The organism is Rothia nasimurium, from assembly GCF_049068285.1.
Lineage (GTDB): Bacteria > Actinomycetota > Actinomycetes > Actinomycetales > Micrococcaceae > Rothia > Rothia nasimurium_I.
Map to the genome: position 1 here is coordinate 407,543 of NZ_JBLKPV010000001.1, position 17,799 is coordinate 425,341.

At 57.1% G+C, this 17,799-nt stretch carries 26 protein-coding genes; 3 read left to right on the plus strand and 23 right to left on the minus strand.

The genetic code is table 11. The features are described 5' to 3' along the window. Window positions 1-63 precede the first annotated feature (63 nt). The 19 genes from ACMXX3_RS01890 to ACMXX3_RS01980 form a co-directional block, all read right to left on the minus strand. Window positions 64-540: a capsid assembly scaffolding protein Gp46 family protein gene (locus ACMXX3_RS01890; RefSeq protein ID WP_421083109.1), complete on the minus strand. Its 477-nt coding sequence runs from the start codon at window positions 538-540 to the stop codon at window positions 64-66. Window positions 541-554: 14 nt separating this feature from the next. Continuing rightward, on the minus strand, window positions 555-887 hold the full coding sequence (locus ACMXX3_RS01895; protein ID WP_421083110.1) for a hypothetical protein: 333 nt from the start codon (window positions 885-887) through the stop codon (window positions 555-557). Further along, window positions 850-2,235 carry a hypothetical protein gene (locus ACMXX3_RS01900; RefSeq protein WP_421083111.1) on the minus strand — a complete coding sequence of 462 codons (1,386 nt, stop codon included), beginning with the start codon at window positions 2,233-2,235 and terminating at the stop codon, window positions 850-852. Before ACMXX3_RS01900 ends, ACMXX3_RS01895 begins: the two co-directional genes overlap by 38 nt. Before the next feature lie 21 nt (window positions 2,236-2,256). Continuing rightward, complete coding sequence (locus tag ACMXX3_RS01905; protein WP_421083112.1) at window positions 2,257-3,513, minus strand: phage portal protein; 1,257 nt, start codon at window positions 3,511-3,513, stop codon at window positions 2,257-2,259. Beyond that, entirely contained in the window at window positions 3,510-4,979 is a 1,470-nt protein-coding gene (locus ACMXX3_RS01910) for a hypothetical protein (RefSeq protein WP_421083113.1), read from the minus strand. Before ACMXX3_RS01910 ends, ACMXX3_RS01905 begins: the two co-directional genes overlap by 4 nt. Then, window positions 4,927-5,382: a hypothetical protein gene (locus ACMXX3_RS01915; protein WP_421083114.1), complete on the minus strand. Its 456-nt coding sequence runs from the start codon at window positions 5,380-5,382 to the stop codon at window positions 4,927-4,929. The genes ACMXX3_RS01910 and ACMXX3_RS01915 overlap by 53 nt, the downstream gene beginning before the upstream one ends. An 82-nt stretch (window positions 5,383-5,464) precedes the next feature. After that, window positions 5,465-5,785, minus strand: coding sequence for an HNH endonuclease (locus ACMXX3_RS01920; protein ID WP_421083115.1), 321 nt, complete (start codon window positions 5,783-5,785; stop codon window positions 5,465-5,467). A 258-nt stretch (window positions 5,786-6,043) separates the two neighbouring features. Beyond that, window positions 6,044-6,670, minus strand: a complete 627-nt coding sequence (locus tag ACMXX3_RS01925) for a hypothetical protein (RefSeq protein ID WP_421083116.1) — start codon at window positions 6,668-6,670, stop codon at window positions 6,044-6,046. Beyond that, a complete protein-coding gene (locus ACMXX3_RS01930; RefSeq protein ID WP_421083117.1) occupies window positions 6,642-7,073 on the minus strand; it encodes a hypothetical protein in 432 nt (143 codons plus the stop codon). The genes ACMXX3_RS01925 and ACMXX3_RS01930 overlap by 29 nt, the downstream gene beginning before the upstream one ends. A 35-nt stretch (window positions 7,074-7,108) precedes the next feature. Next, window positions 7,109-7,534: a hypothetical protein gene (locus ACMXX3_RS01935; protein ID WP_421083118.1), complete on the minus strand. Its 426-nt coding sequence runs from the start codon at window positions 7,532-7,534 to the stop codon at window positions 7,109-7,111. A 291-nt stretch (window positions 7,535-7,825) separates the two neighbouring features. Then, a complete protein-coding gene (locus tag ACMXX3_RS01940) occupies window positions 7,826-10,303 on the minus strand; it encodes a phage/plasmid primase, P4 family (protein ID WP_421083119.1) in 2,478 nt (825 codons plus the stop codon). Between the two features lie 31 nt (window positions 10,304-10,334). Continuing rightward, window positions 10,335-10,481, minus strand: coding sequence for a hypothetical protein (locus ACMXX3_RS01945; protein WP_421083120.1), 147 nt, complete (start codon window positions 10,479-10,481; stop codon window positions 10,335-10,337). Then, window positions 10,465-10,683 carry a hypothetical protein gene (locus ACMXX3_RS01950; protein ID WP_421083121.1) on the minus strand — a complete coding sequence of 73 codons (219 nt, stop codon included), beginning with the start codon at window positions 10,681-10,683 and terminating at the stop codon, window positions 10,465-10,467. Before ACMXX3_RS01950 ends, ACMXX3_RS01945 begins: the two co-directional genes overlap by 17 nt. A gap of 99 nt (window positions 10,684-10,782) precedes the next feature. Next, window positions 10,783-11,598 (minus strand): hypothetical protein, encoded by an 816-nt coding sequence (locus ACMXX3_RS01955; protein ID WP_421083122.1) that lies wholly within the window; start codon window positions 11,596-11,598, stop codon window positions 10,783-10,785. A gap of 23 nt (window positions 11,599-11,621) precedes the next feature. After that, window positions 11,622-12,395, minus strand: coding sequence for a hypothetical protein (locus ACMXX3_RS01960; protein WP_421083123.1), 774 nt, complete (start codon window positions 12,393-12,395; stop codon window positions 11,622-11,624). 19 nt (window positions 12,396-12,414) lie between these two features. After that, on the minus strand, window positions 12,415-12,753 hold the full coding sequence (locus tag ACMXX3_RS01965) for a hypothetical protein (protein WP_421083124.1): 339 nt from the start codon (window positions 12,751-12,753) through the stop codon (window positions 12,415-12,417). A 27-nt stretch (window positions 12,754-12,780) separates the two neighbouring features. Beyond that, the gene (locus ACMXX3_RS01970) at window positions 12,781-13,014 is read right to left on the minus strand and encodes a hypothetical protein (RefSeq protein WP_421083125.1); all 234 of its coding nucleotides are present in this window, start codon (window positions 13,012-13,014) and stop codon (window positions 12,781-12,783) included. Window positions 13,015-13,434: 420 nt separating this feature from the next. Then, window positions 13,435-13,677 carry a hypothetical protein gene (locus ACMXX3_RS01975; RefSeq protein ID WP_237222676.1) on the minus strand — a complete coding sequence of 81 codons (243 nt, stop codon included), beginning with the start codon at window positions 13,675-13,677 and terminating at the stop codon, window positions 13,435-13,437. Beyond that, window positions 13,674-13,973: a hypothetical protein gene (locus tag ACMXX3_RS01980; protein ID WP_421083126.1), complete on the minus strand. Its 300-nt coding sequence runs from the start codon at window positions 13,971-13,973 to the stop codon at window positions 13,674-13,676. Before ACMXX3_RS01980 ends, ACMXX3_RS01975 begins: the two co-directional genes overlap by 4 nt. A 109-nt stretch (window positions 13,974-14,082) precedes the next feature. On the opposite strand from ACMXX3_RS01980, the gene ACMXX3_RS01985 reads away from it, so the two are divergent. Continuing rightward, window positions 14,083-14,757, plus strand: coding sequence for a hypothetical protein (locus ACMXX3_RS01985; RefSeq protein WP_421083127.1), 675 nt, complete (start codon window positions 14,083-14,085; stop codon window positions 14,755-14,757). On the opposite strand, the gene ACMXX3_RS01990 is transcribed toward ACMXX3_RS01985, so the two are convergent. The 4 genes from ACMXX3_RS01990 to ACMXX3_RS02005 all read right to left on the minus strand — a co-directional run bounded on the left by ACMXX3_RS01990 (window position 14,711) and on the right by ACMXX3_RS02005 (window position 16,814). Then, entirely contained in the window at window positions 14,711-15,142 is a 432-nt protein-coding gene (locus tag ACMXX3_RS01990; protein WP_421083128.1) for a hypothetical protein, read from the minus strand. The genes ACMXX3_RS01985 and ACMXX3_RS01990 overlap by 47 nt on opposite strands. Before the next feature lie 333 nt (window positions 15,143-15,475). Next, complete coding sequence (locus ACMXX3_RS01995) at window positions 15,476-16,213, minus strand: phage antirepressor N-terminal domain-containing protein (protein ID WP_421083129.1); 738 nt, start codon at window positions 16,211-16,213, stop codon at window positions 15,476-15,478. A 41-nt stretch (window positions 16,214-16,254) separates the two neighbouring features. Continuing rightward, entirely contained in the window at window positions 16,255-16,536 is a 282-nt protein-coding gene (locus ACMXX3_RS02000; RefSeq protein WP_421083130.1) for a hypothetical protein, read from the minus strand. 47 nt (window positions 16,537-16,583) lie between these two features. Then, window positions 16,584-16,814 carry a helix-turn-helix domain-containing protein gene (locus ACMXX3_RS02005; protein ID WP_237222681.1) on the minus strand — a complete coding sequence of 77 codons (231 nt, stop codon included), beginning with the start codon at window positions 16,812-16,814 and terminating at the stop codon, window positions 16,584-16,586. 100 nt (window positions 16,815-16,914) lie between these two features. Between ACMXX3_RS02005 and ACMXX3_RS02010 the strand changes: the two genes are divergently transcribed. Then, window positions 16,915-17,277 carry a helix-turn-helix domain-containing protein gene (locus ACMXX3_RS02010; RefSeq protein ID WP_272879212.1) on the plus strand — a complete coding sequence of 121 codons (363 nt, stop codon included), beginning with the start codon at window positions 16,915-16,917 and terminating at the stop codon, window positions 17,275-17,277. 46 nt (window positions 17,278-17,323) lie between these two features. Further along, complete coding sequence (locus tag ACMXX3_RS02015) at window positions 17,324-17,734, plus strand: ImmA/IrrE family metallo-endopeptidase (RefSeq protein WP_421083131.1); 411 nt, start codon at window positions 17,324-17,326, stop codon at window positions 17,732-17,734. Window positions 17,735-17,799: the final 65 nt, after the last annotated feature.

Genomic DNA, 17,799 nt, shown 5'->3' on the forward strand with positions numbered 1-17,799 from the left:
ATAGGCCCAGCGGGTGATTGCCGTATTCAGTTATGGTGGGGTGCCACCTGGGCACAAGTCTGTTTAGTGGCCGAAGAGAGCTTCGGCGTATTCCTGGCGGGGGTCAGATGCGGGGGTGCCGGTCTGGGCAGGGTCAGCAGGCATCGGGGCAGGGGCCGAATCAGTCGCGCCCCGCAGGGTAGAAAGACGCTCGGCCGCCGCTTCCAGGGCCTGCTCATCATCGCCGGTGAGCAGATCAGCAAAATCAACGGGGAGGCCCTTGCTGGTAAGAATCTGCTCCTTGGCCCGCAAAAGGTTCAGGGCCTGCAGCTCCCCTGCTGTTGCCTGAGACTGTTCCTCCAGCTCCTTGGCGGTGGCTTGGGCGGTTTCGAGCTGGGTCTTGAGCTCATCTCGCTCAGTGGTGAGGGCTTCAAGCTCGCTGGTCTTGGCTGCGAGCTTGGCCTGGTAGTTTTCCTTTTCTGCTCGAAGATTCAGCAGCAGGGTTTTGGCGCGTTCGGCGTCGAAGGTTTCGCCTTCGCGTTCCCAGGGCATCTTATCCATTTGTTCCTCCTTGGTTAGGTTGATTGCTTAGCTTCGATGGAAGCTAATATTGCGGCAAGACTCTCTTGAACCGGGTCGTTGTCATCTGGGTTAGGGGCAAGAAAGAGACGGGCGTCGTCAAGCAGCCCATCTGGGTAACCGTTTCCAAGTTCTCTGAAAATAAGAACGGAACATACCATCAGGTCTGTGTAGGCACTAATATCTCCATTTTCCTCTGCTAAGTAAATCAGATACTTAATTTCAGAGCGGCCAACGGGGTCAAGAGGTAGGACTACCGGCTTCCACTTTTGTGCAATCCTAACCAGCTCTTCATCCGGCACTGTCCCGTTTAACCCGTACTGCTCCATGCATTACACCTTCCATAAATTCGGCGTATCTAACTGTGCCGCCGCTATACTTCGTAACGAATTGGCCAACGATAGGGTAGAAGTGAACTATTTTTTGAGTGTCCGGGCTGACTTGGGCCCGGAAGATTATTTCATTCCCTGATGGGTCCTGAATAATTTTAACAAATGTAGCCCCTTGAAGATTGTCGATAAAGTAATCTGGGTCCCGAACAGTTTGTTTTGCTGCTTCAACGAAATCAGAGTAATCCCAACCAGGTGGCACCCGGGTTTTCCCCTCAAGCGTTGAGAAAGGCGAGTGCCCCCCACGGCGTCCATCGCCAGACCAGGCCGTTTTTTCAAAGTCCTTACCAATGAGTTTTGACTCTTCGAAACGGGGAAGATCCTTAGCTTTGATAGTTCTTTCGATACTCTCGAGGTAGCGACGCCCCTTCTCAAACTCAATTGAAGCCATCTCCTGATGAGCTTTCAAAGCAGGCAGCGGTAAGTCCTTGCCGTCTTTCTTCCACTGATAAACCGCCTTATTCATGGTCTGAAGTGACTCATTACCGTCCTTGACAGTCTTACCACTAGCTACAGTCCCCTTAGTGACCTCCTTATAGAACTTCTTTAGCTCTTCAAAGGCTTCCTTACCTAGCCAGTTTTCAGAGTCGTAGACAGGCACTACGAGACAGTCGCAGTTGTCGTGGTAGGAATTAGACCATTGCTTTCCTTCTTCGTCCCAACGTTTTTTGCTGGCCTTGCTTGCATGGTACGCCGAAGAATAAACCGGACCACGAGAGGCCAGCACAATACAAAAAGCGCAGTTGTCTTTGCCGGTGAGCACCCGGGCCCAACCGATGGGATAGATAGCAGGCTGCTTCGCCTCGCGCTTACTGGCTGGCCGGGCCTCAAACCCATCTCCGGCTTCACCGACGAAATTTCCATCCTCATCGACATCAAACTCATCTGCAGATGGGTTCGTCTCAGAGGCAGACGGCACAACCGGAGCAGGAACCGCCCGGACTACTTGCCGGCGGGCAGCTGTGCGAACATGCCGCTCCAAGGCCCTACTCACCTGATCAATACTTCGCGACTGGGACAGCACCTCATACACCGCCTGGTCAGCGTAACCCTCAACCGGCGGAATCAAGGCTTGCCCGCCAACCTTAGCTGCTTCCTCGGCCATCATCTGGTTGGCAAGCTCAGCCGCTTGTCGCCGGTACTTACGCACCAAAGCAGCAAGCATAGGGACAGACTCTTCGAACCTCTCAGAATCAGCCATATCAAGGTCTCGGAGCGCCGGAGTGAGTTCCTGCCGGAAAGCCTGGACAATAGAGCCCAGCAGGGCGGCGAACATGTCAAGAAGCATTCGTCGCCCTCCTCACTGGGGCTATTGTCCGAGAACAGCCCTTGAATTGGTGTCGTAGATGTTCTCTCGGGCGATCTGCTCAGGAGAAAGGCCTAAGAACTCACGGGCAGTTTCCTTGGTGATAATTCCCTGAGCCTGAGCTTGCAGTATCTGAGCGTTACGAGCCGCCGGAGACGCAACCGACGGGTCACGCCACCGCGCTTCTAGAGTCTCAAGCCCATCAGTGCTGATTCTTGCCGCGTCCAGACACAGCCGGGCGATATCCTCAGCAGCGTCCCCAAAGAGGTTCTGCTTCTGCATAGCACGGGTCACCAGCCGGTCCTTCGCAACCTGCATAGCCTCAGCGCTAGTGGGGTTTGAATCAGCCGTGATACCCAGCATGAACGGCGGGATACCGGTCATAGCTGAAACCTGCTGTGCATAGAGCTTGAAGGCCGAGATAATCGGCTCCAAACTCGCACCATCCAGGGAACCTGCTGAGGACCCAGCGGGGCCAGTAATGAGGTGACCCCAGTAGACATCGAGCTTGGAAACGGCATTGCCGAATTGGTCAATCTTCTCGTCATCTGCGCCATCACCAAAGAGGTAACGCAGGGGCATCGAGAGCATTTCCTGAGCCACCTGCAAGTTGATGAGAGAACGAGAGGCCGCGTCGCAAATATCGGCTATTGCTTCAATCTCGGAGTAGCCATCTCCCTCAGCGCGAACGCGATTGGTTAGCTCGACTACAGGAACCCGGTCAAGCCCCGTCGCCTGCGAGTCGATGACTGTCCAGGCCCCATTTCGGCGGACTCGCCAGGTTGTTTGCCCCGGCTCATAATGAACAGAAAATTCATCGGAGCCATGCTTATACCGGCGGAGCGCTTCAACAATGGTCCCAAAGTGGTCTCGCTGTACCGCGAAGCCCTTGGGGGAATGCACCGAGATAAGCGGGGTTGCCGGGTCAGACCCGCCACCAACCACCACATACGAACGACGCTGAATAAGAGCCTCAGTCATAGCCAGGGGCCACTTAGTATCAAAGTTGTTGGCTTGGAAGATCCGATGAATCTCATCAGGGGCTGAACCTGACCCAACAGTGAAACCCTCAAGGACCAGAGACTCAACCAGGACGTCTATGGCCAGCTTGGGCCACATTACCGACATCTCAAGAACACGTGCCTCCGGTGGTAGAGAAATGCCTAGCTGTTGCAGGTTCACTTCACCAGCGTAATAGCTCTCATAGGTATTGAACTTGTGGGGAGTCCGCACCATCTCGAGCATTGATTCGTGGCTCATCGGTAGACCACCCACTTTCTACTTGACTTGGTTCTTTCAGCATTTGTGGCACCATAATGAGCCAGGGTCGCAGCTACCAGAGGCGAAATATCCTTGGTGCTATCGTGCTTAGACCACCGCCATAGATCCTGCCCACCCTTTGACCGGCGGCAGGCCTCTACAGCTTCATCTAGCTCTTCCTGGCCCGTATGGGCAATCTTTGCCTGGGTAATGGCGTCAAAGAAACCGCCACAGGACTGGGCGTAGGTTCTAGCGTCCAGCCCGGTCAGATGACGGCGTAGGCGTGGTTTCTCTGCCAGCACCGGGGAAGTCTGAGAAGCAGCGTCGAAAACTATCGCGGTAGGATTCCACCGCTTCTGCAGCTCTTCGACACGGTCTGCAACCCAGGCTGTCCCGGCCCGGCGGTCGATAATTTCAATATGAACCCGCCCATCTTCCAGTACAGATGCTGCCGAAATCGTGGCCACGTCACGCAAAGGCGAAACGTCAACGCCGAAAGCAACCTCAGCTGCCGGTTCGGAATCTTCGTCGAGGCAGTCAGCCCACATCTTGGGTGGAATAGCAGATGAACCACCAATCTTTGCCCAGATACCCAGACGCTCTCGCCCAAAAGTCTCAGGATCCATCGTGCGCCGCTCATTATCAATAAACTCAGCACTAATACGGATACCCAAAGCGGGGTTGGCCTTAGCCCAGGAAGCAGGGTCAGCGGGGTCATCGTCTTCTGCAGCCGACCATTCAAAATAGGCCAGGCGGGTATCGTCCTCATCAGGGTTCAGCCCGCGCTCACGCACTCGCCGCAGAACCTCAGAATCAGGCATACCGGCAGAAGACGTGTACCAAATCTGAGGTGACCCGGTCATCGATTTAGCTGCCATTGTCGGCATCATCGCCGCTAAAACAGCATCAGGCAGGTTGTAAGCCTCATCGAGAACTACCAGGTCCCCGGTGAAACCACGACCAGAGTTACCACCAGAACGAGCCAAGAACTTTAGGCGGTTACCGTTGCGGTGGATAAAGCTCATGTCCTGGTTGCCTGTACGGATACCAGTAATGGGGCCTTCCGGGTCGCCGTCATACCCTTTGATGTATTCAACTAGCTCAGATTTACGGATCAGCGACTCAAGGCGCATCTGGTGCTCTTTGGCCGTAGAGAACAGGTGTGCGGTGTGGATAATCATCTTCTCGCCAAAGAGAAACAGCCCCGCCAGCTCACGGGCTTCAAGCACCGCGCCCTTACCGTTCTGCCGCGATACGATGAGCCCAACCTCGAACGCCTGCCAGCGCCCGTCTTTCGATTCACCCAAAGACCCACGCAATACATGCTCCTGCCAGGGGTCAAGCTCCAACCCCGCCACAGAAGCCAGGTCAACAGCATCATCACCTGCTGAGGTGAAGTAGGTAGGGACGAGGTTAACCCGCGGCGTTTGCGAGCCTCTGAGCGCGTTTAGCTGCAAGTTGGTCAAGTGCGCTCACCTTCTTCTCTACCTTGCTACCTTCAAGCTCCTGAATCAGAGCAACAATTTCTTCTTCACGCTTAGCCAGCGCCGCCATATCCCTGGGGGTAGACAACAACATTGCCCCGCGCACCTTAGCGAGCCGCCACTTCGCAGACTCGAGCGGGTCAGCACCAGAGGGCACCGTGATAATGACCGGGTCAGCTTGCTCATGATATTTGGCTTCCACTCCCACCGATTTGCCTGGCTCTGGCTCTTTAAGTGAGACAGAGGCGTCCGCCAGCTTCTTCGCGGCCCTTGCTTTGGCCTTACGTTCGCGCTCTGCCTCCTTGCAGATGTCGCATTCTTCCTGGTTACGGCGGTGACGGACGTAGGCGGCGTGGGTGCCGCAAGGTTGGAGTTTCCTCGGCACCAAGTCACCTCCTGAAATAAATGTGAGACACGGTAGGAGCTACCCTGGGGGGATGTCACTATACCCGAAGGGGGTCACACCCCTAGGGGGAGGGGTAACCCCCGGGGGGTTGTCTCACCAGCTGCGGCTGGTTTTGGGCGTTTTGATGGTCTGCGGTTCGTTTGCGGCCGCGGGCTGAGTTGCAGCTGCGGTGTGCCGGTGCGATGTCACCTAGGAGCTTTCCGCCGTTGGCTATTGCGTGTATGTGGTCGGCGGTGAAGCTCATGGGGTGGGTGTAGGGGAGGTTGAGGTCTATTGGTTGTCCGCAGAGCCAGCAGGGTTGGCCGGTTCGTTTGACGTGGGCTTTGAGGGCTGCTGTGCGTTTGCGGTAGGTGCGATCGTTGTAGCGGGTTGGGGTTGGCATGTGCATTGGTGGGGTGGTTCGAAGCAGTCGAGGTTGCATTGGTCGGTGGCTGTGTGGGGCATGTGTGTTTCTTTGCTGGGTGCAGAAAAGCCCCCGGTCCCGTGGGGGTGGGGGCTTTTGTGTTGAAAGGAAAGCTGTGGTGCTTGGGCGTTTTTGGGTATGCCAATTGCACGTTTTTTAGGTTACCTGTGGATAACTTTGGTGCGCAACCTGGTTTCGTTACTGTGGTTTGTTCTGGTTTATCGGTGGGAAATTTGTTTATTTTCTTGATCCTTTGGCTTGTGTTTTGAGGAGGTTGGCGAACCACTCCCAGTCGGCCATGGGCCATACGGGGGTGTTTCCGAGGAAGCTGGAGCAGTACCCTTCGGGTGGGGTGCAGGTGCCGGATTCGCAGGCGATGTAGGGCTCGTTGTGGGTGGTGAGCTCCAGGACGCGTACGCGCAGGGAGTTGGGGGTGCCGCAGATGGGGCAGGGGGCCTTCAGGGTTTGCCCGCCAAGGGTGCCGTCGAGGCGGTGGCGGACTTTGGCGGCGGTGATGGTGGCCCAGTTCTGGACGTCGTCTACCCATTGCCCGGCTTTGCGGCGGCTGAGGTAGAGCAGCTCATCGAGTTGGACGATGGGGGCGGGCATGCGGCCGAGGGGTAGGACGCCGGCTTCTTCGAGCCAGCCGCGGGTGTCGGTTTGGATGTCTAGCAGCAGGTCGAGGCTGTCGATGTGTAGTGGGGCTGGGGTTTTGCCGGGTCCTTCGGGTTCGAGGGTGAGCCAGGGGTCGAGGGCGGCTATGGGCCTGGGTGTGCCGGGGGTCAGGGAGCCTCTTAGGGCGTCCCAGTGGGCGTGGAGGTACCCGAGTGAGGCGTTATGCAGGATAGGGGCTGTGCGGGGCATGTGGGGGCTCCTGGTGGGTGATGATGGTCAGTTCGATGCGGGGGTTGGTTTTGTCGAATCCGCCGTGGTGCATGTGTGGGCCGTCTACGTGCCGGTAGTCGTCGTCTTGGGTGAGCCCGTAGTCAGTGAGGCCGTCGATGATGGCTTTGATGGTGGGGTAGAGGTTGGTGGGGTCGTAGCGGCCTGCTCTGGGTTTGTAGATGGTGGCGTGGATGGTGACGTAGGGGACGTGTTTGGGTAGGGCTGCTGCTTGTGCTGCGGTGTGGCCGGCGGGGCGCCAGATGCTGGTTTTGGTGGAGCGGTCTGTCCAGTGTTTGCGGGAGTTGGCGTTGAGGAGGTGTTTGGGGTTGTTGATGGGGATGGTGAGGGTGTGGATGTTGGTGGGTGGGGGTGGTTGGTGCATGGGGTTGGGCTCCTTATGGGTGGTGTATGGGGTTGTTAGAAGGGTGGGGGTGTGTTGGGTGGGTGGGTTTTTTGTGGGGTGAGGAGTGGGGTGCCTTGGGTGGGGTAGTGGCATTTGTGGTTAGTGAGGACTTTTGTGGCGTTGTTGGGGCCGGTGGCGTAGTAGAGGAGCCAGGCGGTTCCGGTGGTGTTGGTGGTGAGTTGGTAGAGGGGGCGGCCTGCTGTGTGGAGGGTTTGTTGTTGTTGGGGTGTGAGGAGTGTGGGGTCGGTTCTGGTGGGCCAGGCTGCTGTGTCTCCTGCGTAGCCGTAGAGGGTGAGTGCTCCGCAGTTGGGGCAGGTTTGGAGTTGGGCTTGGCGTTTGCAGTTTTGGGGGTTTTGGAGTTGGTTGATGATCCATTGGGTTGTTCCTGGTGGTGGTGTTGGGATGGGGAGTTGGGGTTGGTGGTGTTGTTTTTTGGGCATGGTGTTTGTGGGGTGGGGGGCACAAGTGGCACAAGTGGCGGGTTTTCTATATGAACGCTTAGCGTGTGTGCGTGTGCGGGCTCGCGCGTATATAGCTGATATAGAAGAAATGCCACTTGTGCCACTTGGTTATGGTGAACTTGGGTTTGACTTGGGAATAATTGGGTGGCACTAGGTGGCACATTCTTTGTTTCCTCGTGCCTTTTTTGCCATGGGTGGCACAAGTGGCACAGCTTGCAGGTTGTGTTTTTACTTGGTGGCACAAGTGGCACATTGTGCCGGTTCACTGTTCTAGTTCCCAAAGAGGTCGGTTCGGCTCTTGTCTGATTCCTCCTTTTCAATCTGCGAGTTGAGCTTGATTCCCCCGAACATTCGAGCGCCTTTTGTACCCTTGGGAGCGTTACGGCCGACGAGTACGCCGGCCCGCTCCAGCTGCCTGGTGAAGGCCCTGCCTTTCAGCGGTTCTTCACCTTCGACGCGACACCATGCCTCGTATTCTCGACGTACATCTGAGACAGATGATTTACAGTTGGGGTTGCCGGGGTACAAGGTCGCCTCATCCTCCAAAAACCTCGACACCGTATCCTGCGACTCCTCATACGTCCTAGTCGCCGCAAGCACGGACTCGGGCTCCTGCAGCCCGTCCTTCAAATACTCCACCGCACCTTCCACCAGCCAGGTCATGATCGCTTCCCCGTGTTCGCGCAGCAGTATGCCCTGCAAATCGGGGATGCGTTCTTCGGGTGGGACGGTATGGGTGAAAGGGATGATACGTAGGCGTCTCCAGAACCCGTCGCCGCCGGATTCGACGGTGGGCCAGAAGTTACCGGTGAGCCACAGGTGGTGGGTGGGGGTGAACTCGAAGTCGTCCTGGCGCATGAAGCGGGCGGTGAGCCTGTCACCGCCGGTGAGGAGTTTGACTTTGGCTTCGTCGAATTTGTCGTGTTCGTTGACTTCGTGGCAGTTGACCCAGCGTTGTCCGGTCAGGCGCGCGATTTCTGTGGAGTGTTGTTGGTATTTGCGGGCCATGAGGAATTCGTTGGGTGCGCTTGCTGCGTAGTCTCCGAGGACGCCGGCGATGGTGTCCATGAATACTGATTTGCCGTTTCCGCCTGATCCGTAGGCGAAGGGCAGGATGTGTTCGCGGACTTTGCCGATGATGGAGTACCCGGCGAGGCGTTTGATGTACCCGATCATTTGGGGGTCGTTGGGGAAGGTTTGGTTGAGGAAGGTGAGCCAGACGGTTTGGTCGGCCTTGGGGTTGGGGGAGTATTTGGTGAGTTTGGTGTGCATCCTTTCTGGGTTGTGGGGTTCGAGTTGCCCGGTTTTGAGGTTGACGATGCCGCCGGGGGTGTTGATTTCCCAGGGGTGGTTGTCGAAGGCGTCGGCGGGGACGGCTAGGTGTGGGTCGGTTTCTGCTTGGGTGAGGGTGTTGGTGGTGCCTACTGCTGAGAGTGAGCGTTTTTTCCATTCTTTGTCGGGTTGGTCGTTTTCGGGTAGGCGGGAGGCGATGTTTTTGACTGCTTCGCGGACGGCGCCTCCTGATTTGGGTTGTTGGGCCCAGTGGCCGTGGTTGAAGTGGTACCAGCGGCCGCGGTCGTAGTTGTAGCGGATGGTGTTGCCGTGGGCTGCGATGAGGCGTAGGGCGTTGCCGTAGTCGGAGCGGGCTAGGGGTTGGAAGTCTCCGTCGTGGTCTAGTGGTGTTTGTGCGGGCGTTTTTGTGGGTTGTTCTGGCTCCTTTGGGGGGTTTGGTGTTTTGCCGGCTTTGAAGATGGTTCCTAGGTCGATGTGGGGTTCTTTGCCCCAGCCTTCTTTGGCTAGTGCTTTGGCTGCGGCTTGGTGGTTGGAGTCGTGGTTGAGGAGGGCGTAGGCTCCGAATTTGGTGTAGGGGGTTTCGGGGGTGAAGGGGGTGGAGGTGGAGAATACGTAGAGGCGGTCGCGGGTGGTGTCTCGGCCGGTGGTGGCTGAGATTTCTTGGCCGAATTCTTTGCCGGGGCGTAGCCAGTAGGTGGTGTGTCCGGTGGTGCGGGCTTTTTTCCAGCCGTGGGGTTCGAGGATTTCGGCCCAGCTGGTTTCGGCTTCGTAGTGGTCGCCTGGGCGGTTGCCTTCGGTCCAGTCGTTGTTGGGGTCGGTTAGGGGTAGGGGTGTGTCTCCGGTGGTGTGTGCGCCGGTGGGGTCGTCTTCGCCGATGGAGGCTAGGAGGGCGTGGAAGGCGGTGCGTTCTTCTGGGGTGAGGGTGGGGATGGTGGTTGGTCCGCCGGTGATGCGTTTCCAGGGGTTGCCGGTGGTGTGGTGGGTGCCGTTGGTGGGGGCTGCGATGAAGTAGCCGCCTTGTCCTCGGGTTTCGGTGAGGGTTTCGGTGCGGCCGGTTTGGGGGTTGTGGCGGCGTGCTAGTGGGGTGTTGCCGGGGACGGGGGCGCCTTGGAGTCGGTAGATCCAGTGGATTCCGCCGGAGGGGGATTGTTCGGCCCAGCCGGTGGTGGCTTTGGTCCAGAGGTCTTTGAGGCCGGTGTCGTTGGCGAGGGTGATGATGTCGGGTAGGTGGGTGAGGGCTTTGCCTTCGATTTCGGCCATTTCGAGGTTGCCGCTGCTTTTGCCGGTGACGATGGCTAGGCCGGTGGTGGGGTTGGTGAACCAGGTGGTGAGTTCGCTGCTGGTGTTGGGGTTGGTTTGGTAGTGCTTCCAGCTGATGGTGGGGCGTTTGCCGTGGGTGGGGATGACGGTGATCCCCGCGGTGTGGAGTTCGTTCGCTGTTGCGAGGATGGTCATGGTGTTTGTTTCCTTTCAATGGGGTGGGTGGTTATTTGTAGCCGAGCCAGGTGGTGAGTCGGTTGAGGGTGGGGTGGTTGATGTGGGGTGCGATGTAGATGGTGAGCCAGGTGATGCCGGTGGTGGCTAGTGTGGTGGCTATGGTGATGTTGATGAGTGTGTTAGCGAGTGGGGTCATTGGTGTGTTTGAAGGTTAGGTGGATGTGGGCGTCTTTGATGAGGTAGGGCAGGGCGTTGTGGGCTTGTCCTCGGGTGATGGACCAGAGGTGGAGGGAGCAGATGATTTGTTGGCAGAGGTTGCAGTAGATGCGTGCGATGGGGCGGGGGCCGTCGAAGTCGAAGTGTTGGGTTTTGATGGTGATGGTGATGGGCGCTGCCATTGTGGTGGGGTTCCTTTCTGGGGGTGGGGTGAGCCCACCAGCCGCCCTGGTTGTGTGGTGGGGGCTGGTGGGCTCAAGGGGGTGTTGGTGCGGCCTGGTTTAGGCTGCGGTGCGGTAGGTGTCTACTACCTGTGGGGTGATGTTGGGGTTGGCGAGGGCGTTGACGATGGTGGTGGTGTCGATGCCTTGGCCGATGAGGGTTTTGATGCTGTTTTCTTGTTCGGGGGTGATGGTGGGTGCAGCGGGTGCGGCCTGTGCTGGTGCTGGTGCCTGCTGAACGGGTGCCTGCTGGGCCTGGTACTGGGGCTGTGCGGGCGGCTGAGGCGCTGCCTGCTGGTACATTGCGGGGTCAGCGTAGTTCCCGCCCTGCGTCTGCTGGCTGTACCCTTGCTGGGGTGCTACCGCCTGCTGCGATTGAGCAGATGGCTGGGCCTGGTACTGGGGCTGTGCGGGCTGTCCCTGTACTGGTGCCTGCCCCTGGCCCTGGCCGGTGAACATGCCACCACCAGCAGCAGGAGCCTGGTACACGGCCGAGTACAGCTTGCGGGGGTTGCGAGGGTTCTTAGAGTTCGGGTCGTCTCCGGTGTAGGTCACCTGCAGACGACCACCAACCTGCAAATCAGCCTGCCCAGCTGCCTTCATCCCAGCCTGAATGGCGTATAGCATCTGGGAGGACTGACGAACCCACAGGGCACGCTTACCGTCATCGTCCTGAATCTGCGGGTCACGCTCATCGGTCTGCAAGGTGACTTTCACCTGCATGACGGGGTCGCCGGAGGGCCAGAAGTCGGGGGAGTTGTCCTCGTACTTGCGGGCCTGCATGGGCTCACTGATTTCGGTGATTTCGCCGGTGATGGTCGCACCGGGGGTGGGGAACTTAGCTGAGGCTGAGGCTACGGGGGTGAAGAATGACATGGTCATGTTTCCTTTCGATGTGGTTAGTGGGTGGCGAAGAAGTTCGCCGTGGTGGTGGTTTGGATCTTGTTGGCCGGTGCGCACCAGGGGCAGAACCGGTCATCACAAGGCGGGTACTGCTCCAGCACGAAGTCGGGCCCGTGGGCTTCGATCTCGTTGTGCAGCTGGTTGGCCCGCACGAGCGCCTGAATGGCGGTCATGGGGTCGTAGGGTTCCCACCAGAAGTAGGCGTCGGTGAGTTCGCCGTCCCTGGGGAGGAAGGCGATCATGACGCGTTCTACCTGGTGCCCTGCTGCTGCCCATCCTTTGCCGTAGAGGTGGGCTTGGACCCGGTACTGGTTGGAGGGTCCTTTGGAGCGGTAGTGCTTCAGGCGGGTGGGGCCGACGAATTTCCAGTCCAGGACGGTGCCGTAGGCTGGGATGAACAGGTCGGTGGAGCCGGTGATGTCGGTGTCTCCGATTCGACCGACGTTGACTCTTTGTTCGATGAGGTAGGCGCCGGGGATGTATTGGTTTTCGGTGTCGAACCATTGCTCCATTTGGGTGTGTAGGGCGGTGCCGACGGTGGGTTTCCAGGCTGGGCTCCGGGGTGGTTCGTCGTGGCCGGCTAGTTTGTGGATGAGCCGGCGGGTGCAGTCGATCCCGATTTCTGAGGGGCCGATGCGTTTTTGTTGGGAGCGGGGGTGGTTGGTGATGTGCTCTTCGATGGTGTCGATGAGCATTTTTGCTAGGTCTTGGGTGGTTTGTTGGGCTGGGTGCCCTTCCCGCTGGTAGACCCTGGGCGGGCTAGAAGCCATGGGGTTCACCTCTATTTCTTTATTTGATGGTGAGGCGCGAATCGTACACGTCCGAGAACTGCTCCTTCAGAGCCGGGGCCAGCAGCTTCGGGTCAGGCTCAGGCGCGGCCTGCTTGTAAAAGTGCGGGTGCTCCTCAAAGGGGAAGGCATCGGCGAACTTACGCTTGTTGAACCGTTTTGAGGGTGAGACGGTCAGGTCGAAGACCCCGTCGGTGTACTTGCCGTTGCCCATGTTGCGCAGGTATTTTTCGATCTCTTCCTTGCGGGCTTTGAGCGGTTCTAGCTGGTTGTTGATGTTGATGAGCTCGTGCAGTAGGGAGGTGGCGAGTTCGTCGAGGTGGGTGGGGGTGGTGGTCATGGTTATTTTCCTTTCAAACGGGGGTGTTTAGCGGATGGTGGCCCAAAGCCCCTTGGGGCAAATAGCGGCCAATTCTTTACGGGTGAGGTCTTCAGCCCGGTGGCAGAAGCCCCAAGCGCCTGGGGCAACCTGGTCAGCAGCTGCTTGAGCGGCTGCAAGGTGCTTGGCGTAGATATTCAGGTAGTACCCGCCCGGTACTGGCGGGACGCTGTTATCGGGCGGGATCGTGACGATGAACCGCCGAAGACGCACACGCCTCATGGTCGGTTTCCTTTCTGGTGAAGTCAGGCAGTGAAGCAATCAAGGCTGGAATAAGTAGCAGCGAAAGCAAATGCCCGCCGTTGAACCAGGGCCCGGTGTTCCCGATAGTGCATGCAAGGAAAACGAACCATAGCCCCCACCGGGTGTGCTTAGAAACCTGCATCGTGCCACTCCTTATCCGCATCCCACTCGTCTTCCTGACTCGTGCTCTGCTGGATTGTGGGAGACTGCTGCGAGGGGTCTTGCCCGAATATTCGTTGGAGAATGTCTTTTAGGATCATGCTTAGGCTGCCTCCCAGTAGGGGTCGTCGTCGGGGTCTGCGAAGTAATCACAAATGCACGGGAGGCTGGTGGAGCCTCCACAACCTGGGCAGGCTGGGGCAGGTTCTGGCAGGACAGCCCATTGAGGGTGGTCGGGGTTCATGCTGCGTCCTTAAAGGTCAGAGACTGGATAAGTTTGTTGATGGCACTAGCGGAGACTCGCTTATCGGGTCGCTTGCCGCCAGGGTTCAGATCGACGTATTCCAGGTGGCCGGCGTCGATTTGTTTTTGGAGCCAGGTGCGCGAGCCGAGCCCGAAGAATGCGGCCGCGGTGTCGAGGGTGTAGAGCTGGTCTACGAGGACGATGTCCTCGCGTTGGGTTGGGGGTGGGGGCTGGTTCATTGGTCCTCCTTGGTGGTTTCGACGGTTGCGGCGGTAATGATTCGGACGATGGCTGGCAGCGCGTTTGCTTCAAGAGCGTGGGCGATGGCAAGAACATCGAGGATGGTGGGGTCGGTTTCGCCGGTTAGGATCTTGCGGAGTTTGGTGGTGGTGATTTTGTGTCCTGCAGCGGCGGTGGCGTCTTGGATGTAGCTGCGGACGTTTCCGCCGATGAGTTGGGTTAGTTCGTGGGCTGTGGTGTGGCGGATGTGGTCGATGGTGGGCTGGTTGATTTTGGTTCGGATAGACTTGGTCATGGATTAATCCCCTTTCTGGGAAATCAAATGCCCCCGGGTGGCCGTCTGCAGCGGCTCCCGGGGGCGACAAATATTTGATGGACTATGTTTGGACAGAATGGACAAAGAAATGAACCCAGCACGCACTCTCTACAAGCTATTTCGACGCTGGAACATCAAAAGAAATTTGAACTGGTTGTTTGAATCAGGGAATATTGAAATAGGTACCGAAGAGCTGAATCAGGCGGCTCGATGTTTCCAAGAAATCGAGTACTACTTCGCGCTTATGGAAAATCAAGGGCGAAATGTAAATAAATATAGAGAAAAAGTTCCTGGTTATTTTAAAGCGTTTGCCGCTTCAACAACAGGCCAGCCTATTATGCCGCGGGACTTCGAGACCTTGGAGTATCTTGCCGACGTATTTGACTCGCTCACAGGTGATGCCCTGGCCGTGCAAAAACACTTAGACCAACATAAAGATGATTTGCGTGACCAGCTTGCAAACCTGATTCAAAATTTCCTCGATGACGAAACACTAGACCAGACTCTGAAGAATCACGCTGTAATGCTCTGCAAACACATTCAAGAAAATATTGATAATGCTGAAGCAGCGGGTTATTTCGATTTCACTGAATCAGTGCGACTCTTGCGCATTTATGTGGATGCAGCAGCCGAGCGAAGTACTGATGGCACCTTCAAGCAGGCCTTTAGGAAGTTCAACGAGGAATTTCTAAAACACCCTCTAGCTCCTTATGTTGTTACTGGGGTGGCTGTTTTTTTCGGGATGAAAGAGCTTGGTCAGTAATAACTTTTCTAATCTCATTTCTGATGACCCCGTCGACGTCCCTCCACGAGAGGGTGGGCTCGTCGGGGTCTTTGTCTTGGGTCATGTAGAACAGTTCTGATTGCACGTTGATGAGCACATCTAGGCGGGAGTCGAGCTTCCGTTCAGCATTGAGGTGCTTACTTTTTTCGGTTGTCTCGAACTTGTTCCTGGCCTTGATGGCAGCCACAATTTTTTCGGCTGTTTTGTGGGCTTCGCTGGCCTTGGCTTCGAGTACGGCCTGATCAACCTTCCAGCGGATACGTGCCTCTGTGTAGTCCTTGATTTTCTGCCTACCGGTTTTGGTTTCCAGCAGCCGCAGAATGACTTTATGAGCTAGGGGCTCGAAGATGTTTTTCTTGGTCATGTTTGTTTCCTTTCGTTGGTGGGGTAGAGCAGGGGGTGGGCGGTGAATACGCTTGCCAGGTGCGATTTTGTGTGGAATGAACTGGCATAGTGCCTGCCCCCCCATGCTCTACAGTGCCCCGCCCCGGTCTCGAACCGGGTGTTTCTCCATTAGTGCGGGGCTTGGGGTGCCGTCTCCCCGGGGTGTCGCTACATCCCCTGGACGGCGTCTATTCGGTTATCAATGAACAGCCTGTACATGGGGCGCGTATTCCCTCTGTTCTTCCCCGCTCCCAGGTGATTGAGCGGCGTGAAAAATCTTGTGGTGGGTTAGTTACCTAGCCCCCTTGTGGTGCTACCAGGTGAGGTTTTGGTTCATGCGCTGGTAGGCGGTGTCCATGAGTGGGCGGTCGGCGGTGGTGTAGTGGTAGTGTCCGTGGCGTCGTTTGGGTAGGTGCCCGTGGGTTTGGGTGTATTCCTCTAGTAGGTGCCTGGCGAAGTTTTGCCGTAGGTGTTGGGCGGTGGTTTTGGGTAGGCCGAGGCTGGTGAGGTAGTTGGTGATGGTGAGGGTGGCCCTGGGTGGTTGGTGGTGTGTGGGGTCGGGGTTGATTTGTTCGAGGATCATCCAGGCGCGGGCTTGGATTTGGAGTTCGTCGATGTAGGCTGCGGCGAGGTCGAGGGTGTGGAGTTTTTGTTGGAGGATTTTTTGGCGGGTGATTTCTGGGTGGTCTGTGGGTTCTAGTGGGGTGGACGTGGGTGGTTGGTTTTTGTGGTTGAAGTAGTTGTTGAGGGCTTGGGTGGCTTCGCGTTGGTAGGCGATGAGGGTGGGGCGGGCTTCGGGTTTGACTTTGTTTTCGGAGAGGGTGGCGAGCCACATGGGTACGGCGTCTTTGTGGAGGGCTGTCATTTCGCGGGTTTTCCCGTCCGCAGCAACTACCGGGATTTTCCTGGTAGTTGCCCATGACCTGGCCTTTAGCTTCTCTATCTGGCTCCAGGAGTCGATTCCGAGGGCGTCGCACATAGGCTTCAGAGCAATAAACTCATCCTCCAAAACCTGCATGCCGGGGGTATTGGAAACCTGAATCAGGTCCATGATTACTTCCTTTCAAAAATGCGGGGTGGCTGGTTAGGCAATCAAGCCGGTTCTTTGCGGTGGGGGTTGGTGTGCGCCTCGCGCAGGCCAGCGGCAATGAGGCTTGCCCGGGCTCCGTCCTGTCGCCCGTCGGCGTACCCTTCGTCCCAGCCAGCTGCCTGACCGGCCATGTAGGCATTCACGATGTGGGTCGATACGTCCTGCGCCTGCTTACGGGTGATGGTTTTGCCGGTGACGTTCAAGGCCTTGAATAGGGCGAGCATGAGCGGTTCTAAGGTTGTGACGGTTTCCTGCTCGCTGGGGGAGAGGCTGGTTGTATCCACAGCTTTCCTTTCAAAGTATTCAGAACTGGATAATTGAAGCTAAAAAATTAACTTGCAAGGCTGGTGAGTGCATAACCTCGAGCAAGGTCATCTGCTCCGACATTGAGCCAATGCGCAACAACGAAAAGGTCGTTGGTGTTGAGCTGCGAGAGGCCTCGGCGAATCATGCTGGCCTGAGTGGGGGTTACTTTGAGTAGTTCCGCCAAATCCTTGTTGCGCTTGCCCTGGTCGAACATCAGCTTGTCGATGGAATCTGCAACCTTCTGGACGGTTGTCATCGCTTCCTCCTTTCTTGGTGATGACTCAACAATATATCCATTACTGGATATTTGTCAAACATACTTGAGAAAAATATTCTGAACGCGATAAAGTTGGAGCATGGCAAGTAAGAAATCTACTGAACCCAGCGAATTTTCGAAGCTAGTAAATGAAGAGCTGAGAGTCCTCATGACTCGGCACGGACTTAGTCAGACAGAACTCGTTAAGAAGTCTGGCGTCAGTCAACCAGTCATCTCTCGAACCATCTATAACAACGCTTCCGTATTGAATACCAATCAGCTGGAAGCGCTAGCTCTAGCAATGGGGGAGGATCCCTCTGAGGTTCTCCGTCGCGCGGAACTTGTGTTGGCTCGCAGAGCTGCTGTCTCACGTCCTTACCCAAACCTCCAACACGGCTACGCCCTCGCCGCCTCACCAGACCGCGGCCCCACCGCCGACGCCAACGAAGAAGACTACCTCTAAACCCCACCCCCAGAACCACACACCCCAGAAAGGAGGGCACCCCACCATGTACGACCCCTACCAACACGCACACGAACTCGGCATCACCATCATCCACACCAACCCCGGCCCCGGACTCAACGGCCTCTACACCGGAAAACACAACGGGGCGCCCACCATCCACCTCCGCCCAGGACTCACCACCCGCGAAGAACGCTCAGTCCTCGCCCACGAACTCGTCCACGCCGAACACGACGACCAACCCACCACAGACCACGCCTGGAGCGCCAGAAGAGAACGCCGCTGCGACCGCATAGCCGCCCAACGCCTCATCAACAGAGACCACCTCATCCAACTCGCAGCCACCTACCCCGACAAAGGAGTCTGGGCCATCGAACTCGGCGTCACCGGCTACCTCCTCGACACCTACCTCACCACCTGGCCCATCACCCTCACCTACACCAAACACGCAGCATAAACACACCAGGACACCGAAAACAAAAGGCACCCAACACGCAACAAAGAACACCCAACCAGTAAAAC